This is a genomic window from Mycobacterium sp. NGS67, from assembly GCF_059812185.1.
The window spans coordinates 1-26,773 of sequence record NZ_JCALCF010000004.1; the positions used below are offsets into that span (position 1 = coordinate 1).

At 67.5% G+C, this 26,773-nt stretch carries 21 protein-coding genes and 1 pseudogene; 13 read left to right on the top strand and 9 right to left on the bottom strand.

Features of this window, described 5'->3' with window-relative positions; genetic code table 11:
* From AC5Y4D_RS04235 to AC5Y4D_RS04245, 3 genes are all read right to left on the bottom strand, one after another.
* On the bottom strand, positions 1-2,164 hold a 2,164-nt coding region (locus tag AC5Y4D_RS04235), incomplete at its 3' end, for an acyl-CoA dehydrogenase family protein (RefSeq protein ID WP_500036474.1).
* 98 nt (positions 2,165-2,262) lie between these two features.
* A complete protein-coding gene (locus tag AC5Y4D_RS04240) occupies positions 2,263-3,021 on the bottom strand; it encodes an SDR family NAD(P)-dependent oxidoreductase (protein WP_499946119.1) in 759 nt (252 codons plus the stop codon).
* Positions 3,022-3,150: 129 nt separating this feature from the next.
* The gene (locus tag AC5Y4D_RS04245; protein WP_499946118.1) at positions 3,151-3,780 is read right to left on the bottom strand and encodes a chemotaxis protein CheB; all 630 of its coding nucleotides are present in this window, start codon (positions 3,778-3,780) and stop codon (positions 3,151-3,153) included.
* Positions 3,781-4,324: 544 nt separating this feature from the next.
* On the opposite strand from AC5Y4D_RS04245, the pseudogene AC5Y4D_RS04250 reads away from it, so the two are divergent.
* The 6 genes and pseudogenes from AC5Y4D_RS04250 to lipL form a co-directional block, all read left to right on the top strand.
* Positions 4,325-4,507 (top strand): annotated as a pseudogene (locus AC5Y4D_RS04250) (helix-turn-helix domain-containing protein); the annotation flags it as partial.
* Between the two features lie 123 nt (positions 4,508-4,630).
* A complete protein-coding gene (locus tag AC5Y4D_RS04255; protein WP_500036607.1) occupies positions 4,631-6,154 on the top strand; it encodes an ATP-dependent DNA ligase in 1,524 nt (507 codons plus the stop codon).
* 85 nt (positions 6,155-6,239) lie between these two features.
* The gene (locus tag AC5Y4D_RS04260; RefSeq protein ID WP_500036475.1) at positions 6,240-8,492 is read left to right on the top strand and encodes a carbon starvation CstA family protein; all 2,253 of its coding nucleotides are present in this window, start codon (positions 6,240-6,242) and stop codon (positions 8,490-8,492) included.
* A gap of 36 nt (positions 8,493-8,528) precedes the next feature.
* A complete protein-coding gene (locus tag AC5Y4D_RS04265; RefSeq protein WP_499946114.1) occupies positions 8,529-10,055 on the top strand; it encodes an Hsp70 family protein in 1,527 nt (508 codons plus the stop codon).
* 43 nt (positions 10,056-10,098) lie between these two features.
* Positions 10,099-10,977 carry a polyphosphate kinase 2 gene (ppk2, locus tag AC5Y4D_RS04270; protein ID WP_499946113.1) on the top strand — a complete coding sequence of 293 codons (879 nt, stop codon included), beginning with the start codon at positions 10,099-10,101 and terminating at the stop codon, positions 10,975-10,977.
* A gap of 171 nt (positions 10,978-11,148) precedes the next feature.
* Positions 11,149-12,396 (top strand): esterase/beta-lactamase LipL, encoded by a 1,248-nt coding sequence (lipL, locus tag AC5Y4D_RS04275; RefSeq protein ID WP_499946112.1) that lies wholly within the window; start codon positions 11,149-11,151, stop codon positions 12,394-12,396.
* Between the two features lies 1 nt (position 12,397).
* Here lipL and AC5Y4D_RS04280 read toward each other — a convergent pair whose 3' ends face one another.
* Positions 12,398-13,087 (bottom strand): MspA family porin, encoded by a 690-nt coding sequence (locus tag AC5Y4D_RS04280; protein ID WP_499946151.1) that lies wholly within the window; start codon positions 13,085-13,087, stop codon positions 12,398-12,400.
* 189 nt (positions 13,088-13,276) lie between these two features.
* Between AC5Y4D_RS04280 and AC5Y4D_RS04285 the strand changes: the two genes are divergently transcribed.
* Both AC5Y4D_RS04285 and AC5Y4D_RS04290 read left to right on the top strand, forming a co-directional pair.
* Complete coding sequence (locus AC5Y4D_RS04285; protein WP_499946111.1) at positions 13,277-13,549, top strand: hypothetical protein; 273 nt, start codon at positions 13,277-13,279, stop codon at positions 13,547-13,549.
* 61 nt (positions 13,550-13,610) lie between these two features.
* Positions 13,611-14,441 carry an oxidoreductase gene (locus AC5Y4D_RS04290; protein ID WP_499946110.1) on the top strand — a complete coding sequence of 277 codons (831 nt, stop codon included), beginning with the start codon at positions 13,611-13,613 and terminating at the stop codon, positions 14,439-14,441.
* Positions 14,442-14,450: 9 nt separating this feature from the next.
* Here the strand turns inward: AC5Y4D_RS04290 and AC5Y4D_RS04295 are convergent, their stop codons facing one another.
* Positions 14,451-14,885: a DoxX family protein gene (locus AC5Y4D_RS04295; RefSeq protein WP_499946109.1), complete on the bottom strand. Its 435-nt coding sequence runs from the start codon at positions 14,883-14,885 to the stop codon at positions 14,451-14,453.
* Between the two features lie 38 nt (positions 14,886-14,923).
* On the opposite strand from AC5Y4D_RS04295, the gene AC5Y4D_RS04300 reads away from it, so the two are divergent.
* From AC5Y4D_RS04300 to AC5Y4D_RS04310, 3 genes are all read left to right on the top strand, one after another.
* A complete protein-coding gene (locus AC5Y4D_RS04300; protein WP_499946108.1) occupies positions 14,924-15,250 on the top strand; it encodes a DMT family transporter in 327 nt (108 codons plus the stop codon).
* Between the two features lie 209 nt (positions 15,251-15,459).
* Entirely contained in the window at positions 15,460-17,673 is a 2,214-nt protein-coding gene (gene helR / locus AC5Y4D_RS04305; RefSeq protein ID WP_500036476.1) for an RNA polymerase recycling motor ATPase HelR, read from the top strand.
* A 129-nt stretch (positions 17,674-17,802) separates the two neighbouring features.
* A complete protein-coding gene (locus AC5Y4D_RS04310; RefSeq protein ID WP_500036477.1) occupies positions 17,803-20,319 on the top strand; it encodes a glycogen/starch/alpha-glucan phosphorylase in 2,517 nt (838 codons plus the stop codon).
* A gap of 35 nt (positions 20,320-20,354) precedes the next feature.
* On the opposite strand, the gene AC5Y4D_RS04315 is transcribed toward AC5Y4D_RS04310, so the two are convergent.
* Both AC5Y4D_RS04315 and AC5Y4D_RS04320 read right to left on the bottom strand, forming a co-directional pair.
* A complete protein-coding gene (locus AC5Y4D_RS04315; protein WP_499946150.1) occupies positions 20,355-20,585 on the bottom strand; it encodes a long chain fatty acid-CoA synthetase Faa4p in 231 nt (76 codons plus the stop codon).
* 111 nt (positions 20,586-20,696) lie between these two features.
* A complete protein-coding gene (locus AC5Y4D_RS04320; protein ID WP_499946105.1) occupies positions 20,697-21,581 on the bottom strand; it encodes an HpcH/HpaI aldolase/citrate lyase family protein in 885 nt (294 codons plus the stop codon).
* 92 nt (positions 21,582-21,673) lie between these two features.
* Between AC5Y4D_RS04320 and AC5Y4D_RS04325 the strand changes: the two genes are divergently transcribed.
* Positions 21,674-22,420 (top strand): alpha/beta fold hydrolase, encoded by a 747-nt coding sequence (locus AC5Y4D_RS04325; protein WP_499946104.1) that lies wholly within the window; start codon positions 21,674-21,676, stop codon positions 22,418-22,420.
* Position 22,421: 1 nt separating this feature from the next.
* Here the strand turns inward: AC5Y4D_RS04325 and AC5Y4D_RS04330 are convergent, their stop codons facing one another.
* Together AC5Y4D_RS04330 and AC5Y4D_RS04335 are read right to left on the bottom strand one after the other, a co-directional pair.
* The gene (locus AC5Y4D_RS04330) at positions 22,422-24,512 is read right to left on the bottom strand and encodes an Ig-like domain repeat protein (RefSeq protein ID WP_499946103.1); all 2,091 of its coding nucleotides are present in this window, start codon (positions 24,510-24,512) and stop codon (positions 22,422-22,424) included.
* A 5-nt stretch (positions 24,513-24,517) separates the two neighbouring features.
* Positions 24,518-26,209, bottom strand: coding sequence for an Hsp70 family protein (locus tag AC5Y4D_RS04335; RefSeq protein ID WP_500036478.1), 1,692 nt, complete (start codon positions 26,207-26,209; stop codon positions 24,518-24,520).
* Between the two features lie 45 nt (positions 26,210-26,254).
* Between AC5Y4D_RS04335 and grpE the strand changes: the two genes are divergently transcribed.
* Positions 26,255-26,719, top strand: a complete 465-nt coding sequence (gene grpE, locus AC5Y4D_RS04340; protein ID WP_499946101.1) for a nucleotide exchange factor GrpE — start codon at positions 26,255-26,257, stop codon at positions 26,717-26,719.
* Positions 26,720-26,773 lie beyond the last annotated feature (54 nt).

Sequence of the window (26,773 nt, forward strand, 5' to 3'; positions counted from 1 at the left end):
AGTTGATCAGCGGGTCGCGGGGCATGCCCAGGATCCGCTCGGCGATCTGGTTGCGGGTCACCTCCGAGGTGCCGCCGGCGATCGCCATGCCGCGTGCACCCATCACCATCCGGCCGGCAAGTGCGCCGGCCCCATCCAGCAGCACGGTCTCGGGGCCGGCCAATGTCGTGGAGATGGCCGCACCCTCGATCATGTGATCAGCCAATTTCAGCTTGGTGACGTTGCCTTCGGGTCCCGGCCCCGCGCCTTCCACGCTGCGGGCGGCGCGACGAAGATTCAGCAACCGCAAGGCATTCTCCTCGGCCAGGTAGCGACCCACGCGAAGAACTATGCCTGCCAACTCATCTGAGCGCTGCCGAGCAAGCTTCACCAACTCCGGCGCCAACGCCTCGTAGAACGAGCCGCTGCCGCCGATGCTGACGCGTTCGTTGCCCAGCGTCGCGCGCGCGACGGTCCAACCGGAGTTGGGCGCCCCGACCACATCCTCGTCGGGCACGAACAGGTCGTTGAAGAACACCTCGTTGAAGTCCGAACCGCCGGTGATCTGGCGCAGCGGCCGCACCTCGACCTCGGGAGCATTCATGTCGACGATCACCGCGGTGATGCCGGCGTGCTTGGGGGCCTCGGGATCGGTGCGCACGGTTGCCAGACCACGTGCGCAATAGTGGGCCCCGCTGGTCCACACCTTCTGGCCGTTGATCTTCCAGCCACCATCCACGCGCGTGGCCCGGGTCTTGACGGCCGCAGCGTCAGAACCGGCGTCCGGCTCGGAGAACAACTGGCACCAGATCTCGTCCTTGCGCAGCGCCTTCTCGACGAATCTCTCGATCTGCCAATCGGTTCCGTGCTGAATCAGCGTCAGGATGACCCAGCCGGTGATGCCGTAGTCGGGGCGCTTGATACCGGCAGCCCGGAACTCCTCCTCGGTCACCAACTGCTCCACCGCGTCCGCGGCGCGGCCCCACGGCTTGGGCCAGTGCGGCATCACGTACCCGGTCGCGATCAGCTTGTCGCGTTGCGCCTCCTTGTCCAGGCCGGCGAGTTCGGTTGCGTCGGCACGGATTTGGGTACGCAGTTGTTCGGCCTCGGGCGGCAGGTCCAGGCTGTTGTCCCGCGCGACCCCGGCCGCCGTCAGGTCGAACACATCCTGAGCCGGCCCGTCGCCACCGAGCACCGCCGAAGTCACCAGCGCCCGGCGCAAATGCAGATGCGCGTCGTGCTCCCAGGTGAAGCCGATGCCGCCGTGCACCTGGATGTTGAGTTCGGCGTTGCGGGCGTAGGCGGGGAACGCCAGAGTGGCGGCGACGGCGGCGACAAGACGGAATTGTTGCTCGTCTTCGGATTCCGCGCGCGCGGCGTCCCACACCGCTGCCAGCGCCGACTCGGCCGACACCAACATATTCGCGCAATGATGCTTCACCGCTTGGAAAGTGGCGATGGTGCGGCCGAACTGCTTGCGCACCTTGGCATATTCCACGGCGGACTCGACGCAGTCGGTCGCCCCGCCCACTGCTTCGGCGGCCAGCAAGGTCCGGGCCCGGGCCAGCGTCGACGCCGTGGCGCCGGACAGGACGTCGTCGGCGCTCACCTTGACGTTGTCAAGCCGCACGCGCCCGGACCGGCGGGTCGGGTCGAGGTTCTCCGGTACTTGCACCGACACCCCGTCGCGGTCGCGCTCCAGCACCAGGACGTCGTCACCGGCGGTGACCAGCAACAGCTCCGCCAGTCCGGCCCCCAGCACGATGCCGGCGTCGCCGTCGGCGACACCGTCGGACAACCGCACGCTGCCGCCCAAACCGATTGCCGCGGTGACACTTCCGTCGAGGAGTCCGGGCAACAGTCGCGACTTCTGTTCGGCGCTACCGTCATTGGCGATCACCGCCGAGGCGATGACCGTGGGCGCGAACGGACCGGGCGCCACCGCGCGGCCGAGTTCCTCGATCACCACGACGAGTTCGGGCAGGCCGTAGCCGGAACCGCCGTGCTCCTCGGGGATGTGCAGGCCGAGCCAACCGAGTTCCACGATGCCCTGCCAGAACGCCGGGCGTGCCTCCTCCGGCGCGTCCAGCAGCGAACGCGCAGCCGCGCGGGCCTTCTGCGAGGTGAGGAACCCGCGGGTCACCTCGGCGAGTTCGCGGTGGTCGTCGGTCAGTGCGATACCCATGCGGGCCCTCCTCGCGGCACGGCAGGAGCCCGCCCCGTCGCGGACTCCTGGAATTAGTTGAAGAGACTACTCACCGCCCGAGGAGGGCCGACGGGTCGCTACTTCGGTGCGAACCGCTGCCCGGCGTCGAGGCGCAGGCACTGTCCGTTGAGCATCGGGTTGTCGACGATGGCCGCGACCAGCTTGGCGTATTCCTCGGGTCGACCCAGTCGCTTGGGGAAGGCGGCGTCCTTGGTCAGGGCTGTCGCGAACTCGTCGGGAATGCCCTTGGTGAGGCCGGTCGCGAACAGGCTCGGCGCGATGGCCAGCACCCGGATCCCCAGCGAACCCAGGTCGCGTGCCATGGTCAGGCACATGCCCGCGATGCCCGCCTTGGCCGCGGTGTAGGCGACCTGCCCGATCTGGCCCTCGAAGGCGGCGATGGATGCGGTGTTGATGATGACGCCGCGCTCGTCGTCCTCGGGCTCGTTCTTGCTCATGTGCGCCGCGGCCAACCGACTGATGTTGAAGGTGCCGATCAGGTTGAGATCCACCACGGATTGGAAGGACTCGAGGTCGTGCGGTCCGGTCTTGGTCATGGTCCGCTTGGCGATGCCGCCACCGGCCGTGGTGACCGTGACGTGCAGACCACCGAGGTCGTCGACCGCGGCCTGCAGCGTCTGCTCGGTGCCGGCGAAGTCGGTGACATCGACGGGGTAGAACTTGCCGCCGATCCCCTCGGCGACCTCTTTGCCGTCCGAACCCTCGCGGTCGAACACCGCGACCTGCGCTCCCCGTTCGTGCAGCAGCTCGGCACTGGCCCGCCCCATGCCCGAAGCGCCGCCGATGACGACGACCTTCTTTCCGCTGATCTCCATCCAGACCTCCGTGTTCTCTAGGGTTGTCAGAATCCCTCGAATTTGTAACGTTACGAGGCACGCTAGCGGGTCCGTCCGCCGGGGTCTCGAGCACGGCACCGGTTCGGGCGATCAGCGACCCGAAGGCGGTCAGGAGGTCAATCGAGCCCACGGGGGCAGCGGCACGGACAACAACTCCGCTCCGCCCGGCGCGCTCAGGGCCAGCAGCGCAGTCGGAATGCGGTGCAAAGGAAGCACGAAGTCGGCGCAACCGGTGGCGATTGCGTTGGCCGGCATCCCGGGCGCCTTGGCCTCGGACGGTTCCTGAACCAGCACCCGGCCCCCGTTGGCTTTGACCGCCCGGCAGCCCTGGCTGCCGTCGGCCTGATACCCGGTCAGGATCACCGCGACCGTCGGGCCGGCGCCGGCCGCACTGGTCAACAGCGCGTCGACGGTGCCGGCCTTCGTTGCCGGCCGCAGCACCCATCGCCCGTCCGCGTCCATGCCGGCGGCGGTGGCTCCCGGCACCACGGTCACACCCGGGCGGTGGACGGGTGCCCCGTCCTTGGCGACCTGCACCGGCAAGTCTGTCTTGCGGGCGAGCACCGCCGCGAGCGGATCGTTCGTCGTTAGTTGCGGACGATGCTGCGCCGCCAGAATCGGCACCGGATACCACTTCGGCAGACCGGCCAGCACCGTGCCGAAGGCATCCATGCCGCCCAACGAGGCGGCAAGCACCACGAACGAGAACCCCGAGGTGGTGTGTCGGGTGGCGGACATACCGGAAAGCCTAGACCTTCTGTCCGCTGGCTGACATAAGTCGCGGCAACACGGGTAGTCCCCCGGGAATCCCGGGCGACAAGGAGTGAGACCAATGAGTCAAGACGGTTTCCGCCGCAACGCCATCCTGGCGCAACTGCCCGACGACGAATATGAGCGAATCGAGAAGCGGTTGCGATTCGAGCATTCGGAGATCAGACGGGAGGCCTACCGGCCGGACGAACCCATCGCCGAGATCTACTTCCCGTTGTCGTCGGTCTATTCGCTGATCGCGGTGGTCGACGGCCGAGGCGCCCTCGAGGTGGCGACCGTCGGTTACGAAGGCATGGTCGGGCTTCCGGTATTCCTGGGCGCTTCCAGCAGTCCACAATCCGCGTTCTGCCAGATCGCAGGCGACACTGCACGTCTCAGTGTTGCCGACTTCGGCCAAGTACTGGCGCGCGACGGCGCGCTGCATGCGCTGCTGAACCGCTTCACACAGGCCACCATGGTCCAGATCGCGCAGAACGTGGTCTGCAATCGCTCGCACGACACCGGAGCCCGCATGGCGCGCTGGCTGCTGACCACTCGCGACCGGGTCGCCAGCGAGAAGTTCTTCCTGACCCAGGAATTCCTCGCCCAGATGCTGGGAGTGCACCGACCCACCGTCTCCGAGACCGCGCAACGCCTCCAAGAGGCGGGGTTGATCCGTTACAGCCGCGGGTCGCTCTCCATCGAGGACCCAGAGCAACTCGGCGAATTGCTTGTGAGTGTTACGGCATCGTCAAGGCGGAGTTCGACGCCATTACTCATTTCAACTGAGCCCAGCCGGTGCCGCCCTCTGTCGGTGCATCGTGCCAAGCTCGGCACCGTGCTCCTTCTGGACGTAGCAAGCACATCGCTCAACGTGGGCGGCACCTCGTCCCGGTTGACGAAGGTCGCCCACATCGCGGACCTGCTGCGACGGGCCGCGCCGGACGCCGAACTGGTCACCACCGTCGTGTCATGGCTGTCCGGTGAACTACGGCAGCGTCAGATCGGCGTCGGCTGGGCGTCGTTGCGCTCCCTGCCGCCGCCGGCTACGGAGCCGGTGCTGACCGTCGGCGAAGTCGATGCCACTTTCACCGAGATCGGCGCGGTGTCGGGCAAGGGGTCCCAGGCACGCCGCGCGGCGCTGATCGCCGGCTTGTTCGCCGCCGCCACCGAGACCGAACAGACCTTCCTGCTGCGACTGCTGGGCGGCGAACTGCGCCAGGGCGCGCTGGTCGGGATCATGACCGATGCCGTGGCCAAGGCGGCGGCGATGCCGGCCGCCACGGTGCAGCGGGCGGCGATGCTGGGTGGGGAGCTGGCGGCGGTCGCCGCCGCGGCGCTGAGCGGCGGCTCGTTGGAGGCGTTCACCTTGCGGGTGGGACGCCCGGTCGGGCCGATGCTGGCCCAAACCGCCACCGGCGTCGACGATGCACTCGAAAAGCACGGTGGCACAGCCATTTTCGAAGCCAAACTCGACGGTGCCCGCGTGCAGATCCACAGATCCGGAGCGACCGTCACCGTCTACACCCGCAGCCTCGACGACGTCACCGCCCGGCTGCCCGAGGTGGTCGAAGCCACCCTGGCCCTGCCGGTGAACGACCTGATCGCCGACGGGGAGGCGATCGCGCTGCGTCCGGACAACCGTCCGCACCGCTTCCAGGTCACCGCGTCACGCTTCGGGCGGTCCGTCGACGTCGAAGCGGCCCGCGCCAAGCAGCCGCTGTCGGTGTTCTTCTTCGACATCCTGCACCGCGACGGCGAGGACCTGCTCGACGCGCCGACCACCGACCGGCTGACGGCGCTGGACGCGCTGGTGCCCGCCTCGCAGCGAGTCGACCGGCTGGCCACGTCCGATCCCGCGGCCGCGACGGCGTTCCTGGAGGCGACGCTGGCCGCCGGGCACGAAGGCGTGATGGCCAAGGCCCCGGGCGCGCCGTACCAGGCCGGGCGGCGCGGCGCCGGCTGGTTGAAGGTGAAACCGGTGCACACCCTCGACCTGGTGGTGCTGGCGGTGGAGTGGGGCTCGGGGCGCCGCCGCGGGAAGTTGTCCAACATCCATCTGGGCGCGCTGGACCCGGCCACCGGCGGATTCGTCATGGTCGGAAAAACTTTCAAGGGCATGACCGATGCCATGTTGGACTGGCAGACAACCCGATTCACCGAGCTCGCCGTCGACGGCACCGACGGGTACGTCGTGCAGCTCAGACCCGAGCAGGTGGTCGAGATCGCTCTGGACGGAGTGCAAGGATCGACCCGCTACCCCGGCGGGGTGGCGCTGCGGTTCGCGCGGGTGCTGCGCTACCGCGACGACAAACGCCCCGACGAGGCCGACACTATCGACGCCGTCCGCGCGCTGTATTGATTACCGAGTGTGAAGATCACGACGGGACACGCCGATCGGACGTCGGTAGATTCACAGTCGCGAGACCTTCCGGGAGGAGTTCGCCGTGGCCGACCAGCAGATCAGCTACGTCCGCACTGAGCCCGGCCTACCGCCCGTCGCGATCGTCGACCGCTCCCCGATCAGGTTGCGGCACAAGATCTTTTTCGGCGTCGTCGCGCTGATCGGGGCCGGAGCCTGGGCCGTCGTCGCGTTCGCGCGGGGTGAGACGGTGAACGCGGTGTGGTTGGTGGTGGCGGCGCTGTGCACCTATGTGATCGGCTACCGCTTCTACGCGCGGCTGGTCGAGATGAAGATCGTGTGCCCGCGCGACGACCATGCCACTCCGGCCGAAATCTTCGACGACGGAACAGATTACGTCCCGACCGACCGCCGCGTGGTGTTCGGGCACCACTTCGCCGCGATCGCCGGCGCCGGTCCGCTGGTCGGTCCGGTGCTGGCCGCGCAAATGGGTTACCTGCCCAGCGCGATCTGGATCGTGCTGGGTGCGGTGCTGGCCGGCTGCGTGCAGGACTATCTGGTGTTGTGGATTTCCACCCGGCGCCGCGGAAGGTCGCTGGGACAGATGGTGCGCGACGAGCTGGGAGCAACCGCCGGGACGGCCGCGCTGGTCGGGGTGCCGATCATCGTCACGATCCTGATCGCGGTGCTGGCTCTGGTGGTGGTGCGAGCGCTTGCCAAGAGCCCGTGGGGTGTGTTCTCCATCGCCATGACCATCCCGATCGCCGTCTTCATGGGCTGCTACCTGCGTTTCCTGCGTCCGGGGCGAGTCGGCGAGGTGTCTGCGATCGGCGCCGGCCTGTTGCTGACGGCGGTGATAGCCGGCGATTGGGTCGCCAACACCGAGTGGGGCTCGGCATGGTTCACGCTGTCGCCGGTCACCCTGTGCTGGCTGCTGATCGGTTACGGATTCGCCGCTTCGGTGCTGCCGGTGTGGCTGCTGCTGGCCCCACGCGACTACCTGTCGACGTTCATGAAGGTCGGTACGGTCGCGTTGCTGGCGCTGGGCATCTGCATCGCCCACCCGACGATCGCCGCGCCGGCGGTCTCGCATTTCGCGACCCGCGGCAACGGTCCGGTGTTCGCCGGTTCCCTGTTTCCGTTCCTCTTCATCACCGTCGCCTGCGGAGCGCTGTCCGGCTTTCACGCGCTGATCTCCTCGGGCACCACGCCGAAGATGCTGGAGAAGGAAGGCCAGATGCGGCTCATCGGCTACGGCGGCATGATGACCGAATCCTTCGTCGCGGTGATGGCGCTGCTCACCGCGGTGATCCTGGACCAGCACCTGTATTTCACGCTCAATGCGCCCTCGGCTCAGACCCACGACACCGCCGCCGGGGCCGCGCGCTACGTCAACAGTCTCGGCCTGTCAGGCAGCCCGGCCACCGCGGCGCAGATCGACCAGGCGGCACACAGCGTCGGCGAGCAGTCCATCGTCTCGCGCACCGGCGGAGCCCCCACGCTGGCGTTCGGAATGTCGGAGATGCTGCACCGGGTGTTCGGCGGTAGCGGTCTCAAGGCGTTCTGGTACCACTTCGCGATCATGTTCGAGGCGCTGTTCATCCTGACCACTCTCGACGCCGGCACCCGCGTCGCACGCTTCATCGTTTCGGACGGTCTGGCTAATCTCGGAGGTCCGCTGCGGCGGATGCGTGATGCGAGCTGGCGTCCCGGCGCGTGGATCTGCAGCCTAGTGGTGGTCGCGGCCTGGGGCGGGATCCTGCTGCTCGGTGTCACCGACCCGCTCGGCGGCATCAACACGCTCTTTCCGCTGTTCGGTATCGCCAACCAGCTGCTCGCGGCCATCGCGCTCACGCTGATCACCGTCGTCGTCGTCAAGACGGGCCGATCGAAATGGGTGTGGATACCGGGGATTCCGCTGCTGTGGGATCTCGCCGTCACGCTGACCGCGTCCTGGCAGAAGATCTTCTCGTCCGATCCTGCCGTCGGCTACTGGACCCAGCATGCGCAGTACTCCGCCGCAAAACAGGCCGGCAAGTCGGCGTTCGGGTCGGCGTCCGATCCCCACCAGCTCGACGCCGTCATCAGGAACACCTTCATCCAGGGCACCCTGTCGATCGTCTTCGCGACCGTGGTCATAGTGATTTTCTTCGCCGGAGTCGCGGTGTCTTTCAACGCAATTCGGGGTTCCGGCAGGCCACTGAGCGAAGACGAACCGGTGAGTTCGAAGCGATTCGCACCCGCAAGCTTGATCGCGACCGCGGCAGAACGGGCCGTGCAACGGCAATGGGATGCACAGCCCGCGGCCCGTGACGCGCCGGATGCTGTGCCGAAGTAGCCGCGAGAATCCGCCGAGGCTCTAAACTCGGGCGGGATGAGAGTCGGTATCGACTTCGGAACCACGCACACCGTCGCCGCGATCGTCGACCGTGGAAATTACCCGGTCGTCGCCTTCGACGGCGTCGATACCTGGCCGTCCCTGATCGCCGCCAACACCGCCGGAGAACTGCGGTTCGGGCTGGACGCCGCGGCAGTCCGGCACGAACCCGACTGGGAAGTGCTGCGCTCGTTCAAACGGCTACTCAACGACGCGGGCCCGCAGACCCAGGTCAGCCTGGCCGGCCGCAGCTACCCGTTGGTCGAGTTGCTCACCGGTTTCCTGGCCCAGCTCAAACACGACCTGCTGCGCCGCTCCAACGCCGGCTTCGAGGGCGACGACACCGTCGAGGCCGCGATCAGCGTGCCCGCCAATGCCAGCAGCGCCCAGCGCTTCCTCACCCTGGATGCGTTCGTGGCGGCCGGTTTTCACGTCGTCGCGTTGTTGAACGAGCCGTCGGCCGCGGGTCTGGAATACGCTCACCGCTACCGCTCCAGCATCACCGCCAAACGCGAATACGTGCTCATCTACGACCTCGGCGGCGGCACCTTCGACGCCTCGCTGCTGAAGATGGCCGGCCACGTCAACGAGGTCGTCGTCAGTGAGGGCATCCAGCGACTCGGCGGTGACGACTTCGATGAGGCGATCGCGCAACTCGTCCTGGCCGGATCGAAGCTGCCACCCCTGGACGGCGCCGCCTATGAGCTGTTGCTGGAGGAGTGCGCCGCGCGCAAGGAGGCCGTCGGCCCGCAGACCCGCCGGTTCCTGGTCGACCTCGCCGTCGACGGAGTCGACCGGCCGCCGTTCTCCTGCGGGATCGACGACGTCTACGCGGCGTGTGCACCACTCGTGGCCGAGACCGCCGACCTGCTCTCGCGGGTCCTGCTCGATCCGGCCGGCGACGGCTGGGACGTGCCGTGGTCGGAGGTGGCCGGCATCTATGTGGTGGGCGGGGCGGGCAGCTTCCCTCTCGTCGCTCGCATGCTGCGTAGCAATTTCGGCGACAAACGGGTCAAGCGGTCGCCCCACCCGTTCGCGGCAACCGCGATCGGCCTCGCGGTCTTTCTGGATACCGATTCCGGTTTCGTTCTGTCCGAGCGCTTTTCGCGGCACTTCGGTGTGTTCCGGGAGGCCCGGGCCGGTGCCGACGTCGTGTTCGACCCGATCGTGCCCAAGGACGCCCCGCTTCCGGCCGACGGCCACTCGCCCTTGGTGGTCAACCGCAGCTATCGCGCGGCGCACAACATCGGGCATTTCCGGTTCGTCGAGTGCAGCCGTCTGGTCGACGGCCGTCCGGACGGCGACGTCACGCCGTATGATCCCGTCTTCTTCCCGTTCGATCCCGCGCTGCACGACCGGGACAACCTCGGGCACCAGCCGGTCGACCGCTGGAGCGACGGACCCGACGTCGAGGAGCGTTACGTCGTCGCTCCCAGCGGAGCCGTCGAGGTGACCGTCACCACCCGGCCGACCGGCTACAGGCGGACCTTCCGGCTGGAAAGGCGGGCCGCGGCCAGGCTGTGAACCCTCCCGCTGAGTCGGTACGCCGCTGGGTAGTTTCAGAAAGATGGTGGACATCGACCTGGAGGACCTTTCCACTCCCGAACACGGCTACACCGTCGACGGCGACGAGGACGACGACCCGGTACTGCTGGACCGCGACGGGAATCCGGTCAGCACCTGGCGGGAGCGCTATCCGTACGACGAGCGCATGTCACGTGACGAGTACGAGTGGCTCAAGCGACGCCTGCAGATCGAACTGCTGAAGCTGCAGAACCACAGCCGGCGAACCGGCGACCGGCACCTCATCTTGTTCGAAGGGCGGGACGCGGCCGGCAAGGGCGGCACCATCCAGCGGTTCATGGAGCATCTCAACCCGCGGACCGCCCGGGTCGTCGCGCTGGAGAAACCGAGCGAGCGGGAAAAAACCCAGTGGTACTTCCAGCGCTACGTCACCCACTTGCCGGCAGCCGGCGAAATCGTCCTGTTCGACCGGTCCTGGTACAACCGCGCCGGCGTCGAGAAGGTGATGGGCTTCTGCACCGCCGAGCAGCACGCCGAATTCATGAAGCAGGCACCGCCGTTCGAGCAGATGCTGGTCGACGACGGGATCAGCCTGACCAAGCTGTGGTTCTCGGTGTCCCCGGCCGAGCAACGCACCCGGTTCGCAATCCGGCTCGCCGACCCGGTCAAGCAGTGGAAGTTCTCGCCGATGGACATCGAAGCCGTCCGCCGATGGGAGCAGTACACCGCGGCCAAAGAGGAGATGTTCGACGCGACCGACACCGACTTCGCCCCGTGGGTGGTGGTCAAGAGCAACGACAAGAAACGCGCCCGCATCAACGCGATGCGTCATTTCCTGGCCAAGTTCGACTACGAGGACAAAGACCACGACCTGGTCGGCGAGCCCGATCCGCTGATCGTCGGCCGAGCCCTGGCGGACTAACGCGGCTGTCACGTTGCAGTCCCGTGAGGGGCCCCAAAATGTACGGCGCAGCGCCACTTTTCTGGCATTTTGCGGACTCTCGTGGAGGCGCCAGGCGGCAGACACGCACTAACGCAGAAGAATAGAATTCCCCGAATTGGGTAATAGCGTTCTCACGGAGGGAGTTCTGCCATGACACAGCCAACTGTTATCGACGTCGGCACCGAACTGCCGGAGCACGTGCATGGTGCTGCCGATCCCCGCTTCTCCTGCGCGGTTCACACCTTCGCCAAGTTGTTCAACGGCGATCCACGCTTCGGCGGCGGATCACTGGCTGTCTACGTCGACGGCGAGCCGGTCGTCGACATCTGGACGGGCTGGTCGGACCGCGAGGGCGAAGTCCCCTGGACCGCCGATACCGGCGCGATGGTCTTCTCGGCAAGCAAAGGCGTCGCCGCCACCGTGCTGCACCGGCTGGTCGACCGCGGGCAGTTGGCCTACGACAAGCCGGTCGCTCAGTACTGGCCGGAGTTCGGCGCCAACGGCAAATCCCAGATCACCGTCCGCGACATGTTGGGGCACAGATCCGGTCTGTCTCACCTCAAGGGCGTGAGCAAGGAACAACTGCTCGACCACCAGCTGATGGAGGAGCGCCTCGCGGCCGCGCCCGTGGACCGCCACGCCGGACGCGCCGCGTATCACGCGTTCACCTACGGCTGGTTGACCTCGGGCCTGGCCCGCGCCATCACCGGCAAGAGCATGCGCGAGCTGTTCCGTAGCGAGATCGCGCAGACCCTGGACACCGACGGTCTGCACCTGGGGCGGCCGCCCGCCGACGCACCCACCAAGGCCGCGCAGATCATGTTTCCGCAGACGACCCGCGCCAATCCCTTGTTCGACCGGCTGGCGCCATGGTTGTCGGAGCTCCCGGTGGCCGGCGGCCTGGGCGCGATCTACGTTCCGGGCATCACGTCGCTGATTCAGGGTGACACTCCCCTGCTCGACGGCGAGATCCCGTCGGTGAACGCTGTGGTCACCGCGCGCGGCCTGGCCAGGATGTACGGGGCGCTGGCCAACGACGGCCGCATCGACGAAACAGAGCTCCTGTCAACGGAATTGGCGCGCGATCTGTTGGGTAAGACCAGTTTGCGACCGGATCTGAATCTGGTGGTACCGATGTCGTTTCACCTCGGCTACCACGGTTCCCCGGTGCCCGGGCTACTGCGCGGCTATGGACACGCCGGCCTCGGCGGCACCATCGGTTGGGCCGACCCGGTCACCAAGAGTTCGTTCGCTTTCGTGCACAACCGGTTGATCACGCCGATCCTGCTGGATCAGATCCTGTTCGTACCGCTCATCCTGCCGATTCGGCGCGCCGCGGCGGCCGCGCACAACGACGGGTTCACCCCGGTTGCGCACCTGGGCGCGTCCTACACGTAGCTCACACGGCCCTCGTGGAACCGACGTAGGACAGCACCACGTCGGATTCGTCGGTGATGCGGGTCAGGGTCGAATACGAGCGGACGAATGACTGCCCGACGCATCCGTCGATCTTCATGTGGAATTCGTTGATCATGATCCACGGGTTGGCGCTTCGGAATTCTTTGCGGACGACGGGCACTACCACGACGAATCCGGGTTTGAGACCGACGCTGACCACGCCGTTGTACTGCGCGCTCACCAACGGGAGAAGTTGAAACGGCTCACCGGGGCCGAACGGTACCACCGCGCCGAGCGAAGGACCGCCACCGCCGCCGTTGGCCGTCGTGACGCCGTTGGCTGTGCTCATGTCGATTCCGCAGCCGATCTCATACCCCACTTCGAGAACGCCATGCGGAGTTTCCGGTCCGGCCAGGGATGCGACGAAGATTCCGCTGGACAGGTATTCGCGAGACGACGCCGCGGTGGTCAGCGGCGCTACCGGAACGTGTCTTTCGTCTCTGGCGCCGAGCGCCAGAATCCAACCGTCAGGGGTGGTCACTCGGGCGGGCGTGCCCGGCGGCACCGCGCCGTCGGCTGACGTCACGGCGCCAACCGGCTGCGACTCGGGATCGGCAGTCGCCAGCGGTGGCGTCGTCGACAGCGTGAGACAGGCAGCGAGAACCGCAGCACGACGAATGACCGCGGACATCGTCCCCACGGGCTACACGGTATGCACCTCGCCGGTCAACCAAACCGCCCGCCGGTTGACTCGAGCGGAGTTGTTGCGCGTTTGTAGCCGGTTTGCGACGCAGACTCGGCAAGCTCGGATCGCACGTCCGTTGGCGGGTACGCTGGACCACGGCCCATGATTCGCGCCAGAAAGCAGAGAGGGCGACTAATGAGCCTCCGAAAATTTGCTGCGGGACTCGCCGCCGGCCTGATGACAGTTGCCGCCCTGGTCGGTGGCAGCGGTGTCGCCAGTGCCGATCCAGAGGATACGACCCCACCGTTGGTCGAAGACTATTTGATCATCATCAATCCGGGCCTGACTCAAGACTTCCGTGCCACGGATACGCCCAACAACTTCGGCGTACCCGGCGCCAAGGACTGGACCGGTAGCGGAATGTTTTGCCAGAATCGCACCGTGAAGTGCCAGAAGATGGGCTTCTAGGGCCGCGTCCGGGCTATCGGTTGGCGGGCAACACTTTTCGTAGTTTCGAGAGGACATCGATTTGTCCACCTGGCTGATCACGGGCTGCTCGACGGGACTCGGCCGCGCGCTTGCCGAGGCGGTTATCGACGCCGGCCACAACACCGTCGTCACTGCCCGCGACGTAGACAGCATCACCGAGCTTGCCGACGCCACGCCCGACCGGGTATTGGCGCTGGCTTTGGACGTCACCGAACCCGAGCAGATCGCCGCGGCCCTGCAGCAGGCTGAGGAGCGCTTCGACAGCGTCGACGTGCTGGTCAACAACGCCGGCTACGGGTACCGCTCCGCGGTCGAAGAGGGCGAGGACGACGCGGTGCGCGCCCTGTTCGAAACACACTTCTTCGGCACCGTCGCCATGATCAAGGCTGTGTTGCCCGGCATGCGGGAGCGCCGCTCCGGCGCGATCGTGAACATCTCCTCGATCGGCGTGCAGTTGACGCCGGTCGGCTCGGGCTACTACTGCGCGGCCAAAGCCGCCGTCGAAGGGATGAGCGGAGCGCTGCACGCCGAGGTTGCACCACTCGGCATTTCGGTCACCGTCATCGAACCCGGCGCTTTCCGCACCGATTTCGCCGGCCGCTCGCTAATGCAGACGTCCACGGTCATCGAGGATTACGCCGACACCGCGGGACGTAGGCGCAAGGAGAACGACACCATGCACGGCGCCCAGGTCGGCGACCCGGTCAAGGCCGGCGCGGCGATCGTGGCGGCGGTCGAAGCCGACGAACCGCCGGCGTTCCTGCTGCTGGGCCAGGACGCGCTGTTCTCGTATCGCTTCATCGCCGACCGGCGCGCGAAAGAGATCTCGACGTGGGAACAAACCACCACCAGCACCGACCTCGACGCTTGACCGAACTCGTTACCGGCGTTGCCTTTTCGCGGAAAGCAGCGCGTCGACCGAGTAACGACCCGGGCCCATGAAGACCAGCAGGAAGAACCCGAAGCAGAACAGGATCGACGGGGTCCCGCCGTTGCCGCCCGGCGGGTCACCGAGCGGCCACAGCGAACGGGGTTGGTGCATCCAGAAATACGCCACCGCCATCGTGCCGGAGGCGAAGAACGCGGCGAGGCGGGTGAACAGGCCGGCGGCGACCAACAGACCCGTCACGAACTCGATCAGTCCGGCATACCACACCGGCCAGTCGCCCACATCCGTGTGATGTCCGGAAGAGACGGGCCAGCCGAACAGGATCATCGAGCCGAAGCCGGCGAACAGCAGGCCGTACACCAGCCGAAACAGGCTCAGCACTGCCGGCGAATAGCCGACCACGCGGTGAGTCAGGTTCTTCGTCATGCACCTACGGTACGAGTCCGTCGTGTAGATAGGGATTCATGCTCGCCTATCTCTTTCTGTTCGTCGCCATCTTCGCCGAGGTCGGGGCGACCAGTCTGCTCAAGAGCACCGACGGTTTCACCCGTCTGTGGCCGACCCTGGCCTGCCTGGTGGGCTACGCGATTTCGTTTGCGCTGCTGTCGCTTTCGATTTCGCGGGGTATGCAGACCGATGTCGCCTATGCGCTGTGGTCGGCGATCGGCACTGCGGCCATCGTGCTGATCGCGGTGATGTTTCTGGGTTCACCGATCTCGGTGGCGAAGGTGGCGGGCGTCGTGTTGATCGTCGCCGGTGTGATCACGCTGAACGTGTCGGGCGCTCATTGACCCGACGTGGCACCGTGCCTTCCGCAGCTGATCGGCGCATCGCCGAAACTGAACACAGGGCGGTTTTCGGGCCGATCTGCCGCCCACGAATCAGACTCGGCGACGTTGTGGGGGCTCCCGTTCCACCATAACCCGGGACCGGGGGCTTGCGACAAGGCCGGGGTGATGCCGCACAATCGCTGGCCGAGCCATCGACGAGGGGACGCGCATTGCAGGACCGGGAGACGACATACCGAGACGAACTGCGGTCGGAGCAGACCTACGTCGACAGCTTGTATGCACGGCTGGACGACGAACGTGCGCGCGCCAGGGCCAGATACAGTGCCGCGCTGGGAGCCGAGGGCGAGCCCATGGACCGTGATGTCGAGTTGCGCGCGCTGGCCAAGCGGACCAAGCGACTCGACGTCGCCGACGACGGCCTCTGTTTCGGGAGGTTGGACGACGTCTCGGGGAAGCGCTCCTACGTCGGTCGCATCGGCCTGTTCGACGAGAACGACGAATACGAACCGTTGTTGCTCGACTGGCGCGCTCCGGCGGCGCGAGCGTTCTACACCGCCACCGCGGCGAATCCGGAGGGCATGCGGCTGCGTCGTCAGTTCCGCACCCGCGGCCGCCGGGTGGTCGATTACACCGACGAGGTACTCGGCCGTCCCGGATCGGCAACAGTCGACGGCGCGCGCGGAACCTCAAGCGACGCAGCATTACTCGCGGCCATCAACGCACCGCGCGGCGCCGGGATGCGCGACATCGTGGCCACGATCCAAGCCGAGCAGGACGAGATCATCCGACTCGACCACTCCGGTGTCCTGGTCATCGAGGGCGGTCCGGGCACCGGCAAGACGGTGGTGGCACTGCACCGCGTTGCCTACCTGCTGTACACGCAGCGGGAACGGATGGAGCGTCACGGTGTGCTGGTGATCGGGCCCAGCCCGGCCTTCCTGGACCACGTCAGTCAGGTGCTGCCGTCGCTCGGCGAGTCCACGGTGGTGTTCATGACCGCCGGCGACCTGGTGCCCGGTCTGCGGGTGACCGCTGAGGACTCCCCGGACGCCGCGCGCCTGAAGGGCTCGCTACAGATCCTCGACGTGCTCGCCACCGCGATATCCCAGCGGCAGGGTCTGCCGCAGGAACCGTTGCCGATCAAGCTGTCCGACGTCACGGTACGCATCGACGCCGAGACGGCGCAGTGGGCCCGGGAGGAGGCGCGTGCAACCAAACTGCCGCACAACGAGGCCCGCGCGGCGTTCACCGAAGTGATCACCTGGGTGTTGACCGAGCGGGCGATCGCCAAGATCGGCCGCGGCTGGTTGACCCGGTCGGACACCGGTGCGTGGGAAGCGCTGCGGGAGGACCTGATCGAGGAACTCGCCGACAGCGCCGCGTTCGCCGCCGCGCTCGACGAGCTCTGGCCGATCCTGACACCCGAACAGCTGTTGGCGTCGTTGCTGGTATCCCCCGACATGCTGCGCGCAGCGGGTGCCGATGCGGCGTTGTTGCGTGATGTCGGCGACGCCTGGACGGTGTCGGACGTGCCGCTGCTGGACGAACTGACCGATCTGCTGGGCATCGACAAGGTGGCCGCCGAGCGCGCTCGACAGGTCACCGAACAGGAGCAGCGCGAGGAGGCCGCGTACGCCGCCGGGGTACTCGATCTGATGGTCAGCCGCGAGGACCTGATGGACGACGAGGACCAGCTGCTGGCCCAGGACCTGCTCTACGGGGAGGATCTGGCCGAGCGGTTCGCCGAACGCGACCTGCGTGAACTGGCCGAACGCGCTGCGGCGGACCGTAATTGGACCTACCGGCACGTCGTGGTCGACGAAGCCCAAGAGTTGTCCGAAATGGATTGGCGGGTGCTGATGCGACGCTGCCCGGCGCGGTCGTTCACCGTGGTCGGCGATCTGGCGCAGCGCCGCTCCGCTGCCGGCGCGACATCGTGGACACAAATGCTGGACCCTTACGTACCCGGCCGGTGGGTGTACCGGTCGCTGTCGATGAACTACCGGACTCCAGCAGAGATCATGACCGTCGCCGCCGCACTGCTCGCACAGTTCGCACCCGATATCGCGCCGCCGGAGTCGGTCCGCTCCTGCGGCATACCACCCTGGTCCAGGCAGGTCAGGGAGGACGAACTAGCTTCTGCCGTCAACGATTTCGTCCGGAACGAGGCGGACCGCGACGGCACCAGCGTGGTGATCGGTCCGCCCGGCGTGCCGGGCGCGGTGATCCCGTCGGCGACCAAGGGTCTGGAATTCGACGCCGTTCTCGTGGTGGACCCGCAACGAATTCTCGCCAAGGGTCCGCGGGGGGCGGCCGAACTCTACGTCGCCCTCACCCGCGCCACTCAGCGTCTGGGGATCCTGCATCAGGACCCGTTGCCGCGGGCACTGCGCGGGCTGGTCGCAGCAGCGGACGCGTCGTAAGACGTGATGTGGCGTTCACGTTTCGGACGGCAATAACCCGCCGGTTGTGCAAACATCGCTGCCAGGCTGACTTTCTGCCCGGCGCCGGGTAGGTGGGTGCGCTGAATTTCTCGAGCGAAGGGACTCGAAATGACCGATCTCGACCGCAGACCCTCCGACGAGGTGCCGGCCGCCGCGCGCTCAGAGCTGATCGAGCACTCGCGCACCGGTATGGGCGCGGCGGCGCTGCAGCGCGCCATCGCCGACCACCTGCGCTATTCGATCGGCCGCCCCGCCGCCGCTCTGCGGCCCGAGCACTACTACCGCGCACTCGCTTTGGCCGTACGCGACCGCATGCAGGACCGTCGGGTGGCTTCCACGCAGGTCTCGCTCGACCTCGGTCGCAAGGTCACCTGTTATCTGTCGGCGGAATTCCTGATGGGGCCGCAACTGGGTAACAATCTGCTGAATCTGCGCATGGAGCGGGCGGCCAAGTCCGCGCTGTCGGCGATGGGCCAGAACTACGACGAGGTGCTGGCGTGCGAGGAGGAGCCCGGCCTGGGCAACGGCGGCCTGGGCCGCCTGGCCGCCTGCTACCTGGACTCGCTGGCCACCCTCGAGCGTCCGGCGATCGGCTACGGCATCCGCTACGAGTTCGGCATCTTCGACCAGGAGATCCACGACGGCTGGCAGGTGGAGCAGACCGACAACTGGCTGGACAGCGGAAACCCTTGGGAGATAGCCAAACCCGATGTCAACTACCTGGTCAAGTGGGCCGGTCACGTCGAGCACTACACCGACGACACCGGCCGCGACCACGCCCGCTGGGTGCCGGGCCTGCTGTTGAAAGGCGTCGCATACGACACGCCCATCCAGGGCTACGGCGTCAACACCTGCAACGTGCTGACCTTGTGGAGCGCGCGTGCGGTCAAGTCGTTCGCGTTGGATGCCTTCAACACCGGCGATTACTACAAGGCGGTCGAGGACGAAGTCACCTCCGAGACGGTCACCAAGGTGCTGTACCCCAACGACGAGCCGGAGGCCGGCAAGCGGTTGCGCCTGCTGCAGCAGCACTTCTTCGTGTCCTGCTCGCTGCAACACGTCTTGCACATCATGGACGATCTGGCTGACGTCTCCGTCCGTGAGTTGCCGCAACGATTTGCTTTGCAGCTCAACGATACTCACCCATCGATCGGCGTCGCCGAATTGATGCGGCTACTGATCGACGAGCGCCAACTGGAATGGGAAGAGGCGTGGCAGATCACCGTCGCGACCTTCGCCTACACCAACCACACCCTGTTGCCGGAGGCGCTGGAGACCTGGCCGCTGGAGATCTTCGGCCAGTCGTTGCCCCGCCACCTGGAGATCATCTACGAGATCAACCGCCGGTTCCTCGACGAGGTACGCATCAAGTTCCTCGGCGACGCGGACCGGGTGCGCAGGATGTCGATCATCGGTGAAAATCACGGCAAGCACGTCCGGATGGCCCACCTCGCCACCGTGGGCAGCCACGCCGTCAACGGCGTCGCCGCACTGCACTCGGAACTACTGAAAGACAGTGTGCTCAAAGACTTCTACGAGATGTGGCCGGAGCGGTTCAGCAACAAGACCAACGGCGTGACACCACGCCGCTTCCTGGCGCTGGCCAACCCGGGGCTGCGAGAACTACTGGACCGCACCATCGGCGAGGACTGGCTCAAAGACCTCGACCAGTTGCGCGGGCTGGAACAGTTCGCCGACAAACCCGCGTTCCGGGAACAGTGGCGGGACATCAAGCGCGCCAACAAGGCTCGTCTCGCCGCGTTCATCCGGTCAGCGACCGGCGTGGAGCTCAACCCGGAGTGGATATTCGACATCCAGGTCAAGCGCATCCACGAGTACAAGCGCCAGCATCTCAACGTCCTGCACATCATCGCGCTCTATTACCGGCTCAAGCAGAACCCAGGACTCGCGATTCCGCCGCGGGCGTTCATCTTCGGCGGCAAGGCGGCTCCGGGATACTTCCTGGCCAAGCGGATCATCAAGCTGATCAACGCCGTCGCCGAGACGATCAACAACGACCCGGAGGTCAACAAGTTCCTCAAGGTGGCGTTCATCCCGAACTTCAACGTTCAGAACGCGCACTTGATCTATCCGGCCGCCAATGTGTCCGAGCAGATCTCCACGGCCGGCAAGGAGGCCTCGGGCACCGGGAACATGAAGTTCATGATCAACGGCGCCCTGACCGTCGGCACGCTCGACGGGGCCAACGTCGAGATCCGAGAGGAGGCCGGTGCGGAGAACTTCTTCCTGTTCGGTCTGACCGTGCAGGAGGTCGAGGCACTCAAGGCCGGCGGTTACCGGCCGGCGGATTACATCGACAGCAACGAAGAACTCAGCGCGGTGCTGGATCTCATCGACAGCGGGATGTTCTCACACGGCGACCCCGAGGTGTTCCGCCCGCTGGTGGACAACCTGCGTTACCACGACTCTTTCCTGGTGTGCGCCGATTTCGCGTCGTACGTGGAGTGCCAGGAGCGTGTCAGCGCGGCCTGGCAGGACCGGGACGCGTGGACGAAGATGTCGATCCTCAATACCGCACGCAGCGGCAAGTTCTCGTCCGACCGCGCGATCGCCGAGTACTGCGACGACATCTGGAAGGTCTGGCCGCTGACGGTGAAGATCTGACGCGGCGCGCCGAAAACCGTTAGCGCAGAAGCACTTCAGCCGATCTCGTGTGTGACGAATACCGACACGTAGCCGATCGGGATGCCGGTCCGGCTGGCGATGCACCTGCGTGCCGCCAATTCCACCGCGGTGCGGTGGGCGGCGTAGGCGACCCCGCCGACCTCCGGTATCCGGATCGTCCATCCGTCTGCTTCACGGATGATCTCGATGTCGAAGCACTGACCGACCGTTACGCAATTCGTACGCGAGGCACGAACCCTGCGCACCGAATGCGGGCGCCGCAGAGTGGGCTGAAGAGGCATGGGTGTGTTCCTGAGTCGATGACGGACCGCGCGCAAGAGTAATCCGATTCGCCGGCAATACCTAATCGAACCGCCCTACCCGGTCTGCGACTCCAATTCGGCGATGCGATCGGCCAGGGCCAGGATGCGCTGGGCGTCGCGCACGTGCAGGCTCTCGATCATCCGGCCGTCGACGGTGATGACGCTCTCACCGGCGGCCTGCGCCTGCTCATAGGCCTCGACGATCTTGTGGGCGTCGGCCACTTCGGCGTCTGAGGGTCCGAAAATCTCGTTGGCGGGACCGACCTGCGACGGGTGGATCAGGGTCTTACCGTCGAATCCCAGCTCGCGGCCCTGCCGCGCCTCGGCCTTGAATCCTTCTTCGTCCTTGATGGCGTTGAACACGCCGTCCAGCACGACTTTTCCGCCGGCACGCGCGCCCAGCACGGCCATGGTCAATGCGGGCAGCACGGGGGTGCGCCCGGCCACATGCAGACCGTGCAGCTCGTTGACCAGGTCGTTGGTGCCGACCACCAGGGCAGTCAGGCGCTCGCTGGCCGAGGCGACCTCCTCCATCCGCAGAAAAGCCCGGGGGGTCTCCACCATCACCCACAGCTGCAAGGATTTCGGTGCACCCAACTCGTCCAGGCGGGCGGCCAAACCTCGGACCTGTTGGCCTGTCTCGACTTTCGGCACCAACACCCCGTCGGCGCCTGACTCGGCAACGGCGACGAAATCGTCGTCGTGCCAGTCGGTCTCGAGGCCGTTGACGCGCACCACGACTTCACGGGGCCGGTACTGCTTGGACGCCACGGCGGTGCAGACCTTGCGCCGTGAGTCGGCTTTCGCGTCGGGCCCGACGGCGTCCTCGAGGTCGAAGATCAGGACGTCGGCCGGAAGCGACTTGCCTTTCTCCAGCGCCCGGGCGTTGTTGCCGGGCAGGTAGAGGGCGGATCGGCGCGGGCGCAGCGTCGGCGCCATGAGTTCAATCGCTTTCTGTCGTCATAGCGGGGGGCATCAGTAGCGTAAGGCAAGCTGTAAGACCACATCCCGCGCGCATGAGGAGTAGGCCGATGACAGTCGTCTTCGTACATGGCAATCCCGAGACCAAGGCGATCTGGGGGCCGCTGGTCGAGGCGCTCGGGCGCGAGGACGTGGTGTTGCTCTCCCCACCGGGGTTCGGCGCACCGCTGCCGGACGATTTCCCGGCGACCTTCCTGGCCTACCGCGACTGGCTGGAAGGAGAGCTGGATCGGATCGGCGAACCGGTCGATCTCGTCGGTCACGACTGGGGCGGCGGCCATGTGCTGAATCTGGTGATGCACCGACCCGAACTGGTACGCAGCTGGGTCAGCGACATCCTCGGTGTGTTCGACGCCGACTACGTCTGGCACGACCTTGCGCAGGTGTGGCAGACACCGGAGGCCGGCGAACAACTCGTCGAGACGATGATGGCCGGAACCGTCGAGGAACGGGCCGCCCAGCTGGCCGGGCTCGGCATCACCCCAGACATCGCCACGGCGCTTGCCCAGGCACAAGGCCCGGAGATGGGTCGGGCCATTCTGTTGCTCTACCGTTCGGCCGCTCAACCGGCGGTAGCCGAGGCCGGACGTGACCTCGAGAATGCGGCAGTGCGTCCCGGACTGTCGATACTGGCGACCGAAGACACCTACGTCGGCTCCGAACAGATCCGCCGGCGCGCCGCGGACCGCGCCGGAGCCCGTACGGAAGTGCTTGCCGGACTTGGACATTGGTGGATGCTGGAGGACCCGGCCCGCGCCGCCGCCGCCCTGAGCGGGTTCTGGGAAGACCTGCGCTGAACTAGCTCGCCGACGGCGTCGACACCGCTCGCTCCGAGGTGCCGTCGCGGCCGCGTGCCGCCACGCCGTAAAGAGGTAACGGGCCGTCGGGTGCGCCGCCGTCCTCGATCGAGGTGGCCCGCGTGCGGCCGACGACTCGCCAGTGTCCGTCCGCGGCGCGCCGCGCGACCTGGTATTCGACCTCGCCGGGACTCTCCGGCGCCGACCAGGAGACCAGCACGCTCCCGTCGGTGCCGCGATGTGCACGGACATCGCGCGGCACGGGCGGGCCGTCCGGCTGGGGCGGCGCCGTTTCAGACGGCGGCGTCACCACCGGCCGTCCCGACCGATCCCGGTGCGGCACAGCAGCGTCGGAGCGAGCCTGCGCCGAGCTCCGCCCGGTGTGCAGCGCGACGACGGCGTATACCGGGATGCCCGGACCGGGCGGCGCACCGCCGTCGGTGATCGAGGTGGCGACCGTCCGCCCGACCGTGCGCCAGATGTCGCCGGGATCGAGCCGGGTGACTTTATAGGTGACGCCGGGGTCCGGCGACGGTACCCAGCTGACCGTGACGTCGCCACCGGCGCTGCGTTGCGCGGCAACGCGGGCGGGACCGCCCAACGGCAACGTGGCCATCGCCGCCAGAGCGCCCGGGTGCGCGGGGCATGCGTCGAGCGCGGCCGCCAGCTGGGCCGTGCGCGATGCCTCCGGTCCTGCGCTTGCGGCATCGACGAGCCGGTCGGCTTCGGCGACGGCGGCGCGGGCGTCGGCCAGTGCCCGCTCGGCGTCGACGGCGCCGCCGGGATCCGGCAGGTCGGCGGCGACCCGGGTCAGGTGCTCGAGGTGGTCGGCCACCTCGGCATACCTGCGCGCCTGCAGCGCCGCCGAGGCCGCCCGCCAGCGCAGACGCGCATCGGCAAGAACGGATTCGATCTCGTCGACCACCGCGGTGATAGAGGGCTGCCGCTCCGGCAACGCGTGTCGTCGGGCCTCCTCGGCCAGGGATTGAGCCTGTACCGGCCGGCCCGACCGCAGTGCTTTGCGCGCGGCACGCAAGGGTGCTGACCAGGGCGGGTCATGCTGCCGGGGGCGCGGTGCCGGCTCGTCACGCCGCGCGGCCGGTGGCGCCGTGTCGACTGGCACGCCGAACTCGGCCGCCAGCGCCGAAAGCACCCGCGAGGCCCGCCCGGCGTCCAAACCCAGGTCGACGGCCTCGGTCACCAGGTGGGCGTGGTCGTCCACGGTCAGCCGGTCCTCGACCAGGACGGCCGCGCGTACCCGGGGACGCAATTTGTCCATCGAGTCCCAAGCCACGCCATCCAGGTATGCCTCGCGCAGCGCGGGATCGGATTCCAGCAGGTCACCGATGTGCACGAGAAGCTCGTCGATGACCGTGCGCAACCGGTCGGAAGGCAGCTCGCGCGCCCGCGCCCGCCACGCGGCTGCCCGGGCGGCGAGTTCGGTGCCGTCGACATCCGGCCCGCATCCCAGCAACGCGAACAGGGTCACCGGCGGCGGGGACTCCCAGATGCGGCCCAGTTCGTCCAGCAGTGCGCGGATCTGGCGGCGCCGGTGTTCGGGAACGAGTTCGTGGGTGGGCGTCGCCGCAGTTTCGGGCGCGCCGACGACGCGGTGCCGGCGCAGACGGGCGGCGACTTCGGTTTCGGTCAGGCCCGCGTCGGAGCCCACTTTTTCCAGCTGGCTGAGCTTTTCGTGCGGTATGCCACCATGCCGGGCGACGAGCGCGGACACCGCGGCGTCGAAGAGTTCGTAGCGGGCGGCGTCCTGCCCTTCGCGCTGCTGTCGCACCCGGCCGACCAGCCCGGCCCGGGATTGCGCGTCGAGCAGTACCGCACTGTTGGCGTCGTGCGCGGCCAGCAGCGCGGCGACCAGCACCCGGTACTTGGGGTGGTCGCGCTGGCGCTGCCAGAACGCCCAGACTTCAGCCACGCGTTCGGCGACGTCGGCATTGGTCAGCTGTTCGACGCTCTCCAGCGGGAGGTCGTAGAGCTCGAAGGGGTCTGAGGCCTGCGGGCCGCCGCGCGCCTCGACCGCGGCCAGCACCCGCTTGCGGTAGGCGTTCGATTCGAATGGAGGCAGGCTTGCTGTCACTCAGATCACCGTCCGACGTCCCGCCGCCGGGAACGCTGAACCTGCTGCCGCTCCCGCTCGACCTCCGCCGCCGACATCGTCGCGCCGGTCTCCGCGGTCAATACCAGCGGCATGTCGGCTTCGACGTGGCGGGCTGTCACCTGCAGGACGCCGTCGAAGCCCATCTCGAAGGTGATGCGCACCTCGCTGCCTTCGCCGAAGCCGGGCGGGATGCCTTCGATCATGCCGCCGATCAGCACCTTCGCGTCCTCCGGCCGTGACGACGCCACCTGGCCCTGTTGCTCGACCACGACGAGGCGGATCGCGTCCTGGTCGTCACGGACCGTTCCGAAGCTGCGGTGTACGCGGATCGGCAGCGGGTCGTTGCGCAGCACCAGCCAGGTCGCCTCCAGCGACATGCTCTGGTCGCTGAGCGCCAGAACGCCGAAGCCGCGGGAGACCACAGTGTCCACCCGGATCAGCACCGCCCTGCGGACCTGCGCCAGCGGCAGGTCGTAGGCGTCGGCGACCCGCCCGCACGCGTCGTTGAGGTCACTGGGCCTGGCGTCCTCCGGCAGCGCACCCGGCGCCAACCGGCCGCGGGTGACCAGGTCGTCGGCGACCATGCGTTCCATCTCGAGTTTTTCGCCGTACAGGGCGGCGCCCCGCACCACCGACAGCTCCGGGTCGGACAGTTCCGGTTGCAGCCCGAACTCGGCACGCAACGCCGCGGCGACGGCGGGCATCCGGGACGAGCCACCGACCAGCAGGATGCGGTCGACGGCGTCGGCGCCGCGGCGCCGGGCAGCGGCCAGACAGTCGCGGGTGAGGTCCAGGGTGCGACGCAGCAGGGTCGAGGTCATGTCCTCGAGGTCTTTGCGGGTGACGTCGACGACCGCGCGGGCGCCGTCGTGGGCCACGATGACCTGGGTCGCGTCGCGGTCGGAGAGTTCTTGTTTGGCGCGCTCGGCCGCCAGCACGAGTTCCTGGCTGCCGGCGGAGTCGTCCAGCGGGTCTTCGGCGTTGGGGTTGGCGTCGCAGAACCGCCGGGACAGGTGCAGTGCGAGCCGCTCGTCCCAGTCGGCGCCGCCGAGCTGGTGGTCGCCTTCGACCGCCAGGACGGTGATCCGGCGGTCGGCGAGCTCGATGACGGTCGCGTCGAAGGTGCCCCCACCCAGGTCGTAGACCAGCACCGTCTCCCGGGGGCCGTCCTTGGTCATGCTGGGCTGGCCGTCCAGGCGCCCGAACCCGTAGGACAGTGCCGCCGCGATGGGCTCGGACAGCACGCCGGCGACGTCGATCCCGGCGTGTGTGCCGGCGAGCACCGTTGCGCGGCGTTCCTCGTCACCGAAGTAGGCGGGCACCGTGATGACGGCTTTGCGCACGGGCTCGCCGGTGGCGTACTCGGCATCGGCGATGAGGCTGCGCAGGATCAGGGCCGAGACAGCCGGCGCGGACCACGCGTTGCCGTGCGCGACGAACCGCCAGTCGGCGTCGCCCATCCTGCGCTTGACCAACGTGCACACGCGCTCGGGGTCGAGGCGGGCCTGGCGACGGGCCCCTTCGCCGACGAGGTACTCGTCGTGGGAGGCGAACAGGACGACCGAGGGCGTGGTGAGATCACCGGTGAAACCGCTCAAGACTTCCGGCGCCCCGTCGCGGCCCGTCCGGGCGATCGCGGAGTTCGTTGTCCCGAGGTCGATCCCGTGAATCGTCACGATCGGAAGCGTAGCGAGGACGTCGTCTCAGTACTATCAATGGCCGTGGCCGAGGATGACGTGCAAGCCGCGATAGTCGAGCGCCTCGACGACCTGGGTCGCGCGGTGCGGCGGCAGTCCGCCAGCATCGACCGCGTCGCCGAGGAAACGCGCCGCCTAGCGAAGGACAGCACCGGGGCGGACGTCCCGCTGTTGGTGGAGCTGTTCGCGTTGTACTCCGATGCAACCGCGTGCGCGGCGACGTCACGTACCAATCGGGAGCGCTCGGCGTTCCACGCCATCGGGGCGGGCCTGGAGCGGCTGATCGTCGGGCGCGGCGGCGAAATCCTGATGCCTGCAGTGGGGGCGGATTTCGATCCCGCGACGATGGATGCGGTCGAGGTCCGGGCGACCGATTCGGCGTCCCAGGACCGGCTGGTCGTCGAGGTTCTCACACCGGGGCTACGGGTCACGGCCGTCGGACGCACGGTACGGCCCGCGCGGGTTGCGGTGTACCGGCAGCGGGCCTAGGTGAGGCCGTTCTGTGCACGAGGGTCCCCAAAATGCCAGAAAATCGGTGCCCGG

What these genes read in the sequence shown, in the direction of transcription:
- AC5Y4D_RS04245 (WP_499946118.1), bottom strand. Translation starts at nt 3,780, where the DNA reads ATGTCCGCCACCCGACACACCACCTCGGGGTTCTCGTTCGTGGTGCTT.
- AC5Y4D_RS04240 (WP_499946119.1), bottom strand. Translation starts at nt 3,021, where the DNA reads ATGGAGATCAGCGGAAAGAAGGTCGTCGTCATCGGCGGCGCTTCGGGC.
- AC5Y4D_RS04310 (WP_500036477.1), top strand. Translation starts at nt 17,803, where the DNA reads ATGACCGATCTCGACCGCAGACCCTCCGACGAGGTGCCGGCCGCCGCG.
- lipL (WP_499946112.1), top strand. Translation starts at nt 11,149, where the DNA reads ATGACACAGCCAACTGTTATCGACGTCGGCACCGAACTGCCGGAGCAC.
- AC5Y4D_RS04265 (WP_499946114.1), top strand. Translation starts at nt 8,529, where the DNA reads ATGAGAGTCGGTATCGACTTCGGAACCACGCACACCGTCGCCGCGATC.
- AC5Y4D_RS04280 (WP_499946151.1), bottom strand. Translation starts at nt 13,087, where the DNA reads ATGTCCGCGGTCATTCGTCGTGCTGCGGTTCTCGCTGCCTGTCTCACG.
- AC5Y4D_RS04285 (WP_499946111.1), top strand. Translation starts at nt 13,277, where the DNA reads ATGAGCCTCCGAAAATTTGCTGCGGGACTCGCCGCCGGCCTGATGACA.
- AC5Y4D_RS04300 (WP_499946108.1), top strand. Translation starts at nt 14,924, where the DNA reads ATGCTCGCCTATCTCTTTCTGTTCGTCGCCATCTTCGCCGAGGTCGGG.
- AC5Y4D_RS04320 (WP_499946105.1), bottom strand. Translation starts at nt 21,581, where the DNA reads ATGGCGCCGACGCTGCGCCCGCGCCGATCCGCCCTCTACCTGCCCGGC.
- AC5Y4D_RS04325 (WP_499946104.1), top strand. Translation starts at nt 21,674, where the DNA reads ATGACAGTCGTCTTCGTACATGGCAATCCCGAGACCAAGGCGATCTGG.
- AC5Y4D_RS04295 (WP_499946109.1), bottom strand. Translation starts at nt 14,885, where the DNA reads ATGACGAAGAACCTGACTCACCGCGTGGTCGGCTATTCGCCGGCAGTG.
- ppk2 (WP_499946113.1), top strand. Translation starts at nt 10,099, where the DNA reads ATGGTGGACATCGACCTGGAGGACCTTTCCACTCCCGAACACGGCTAC.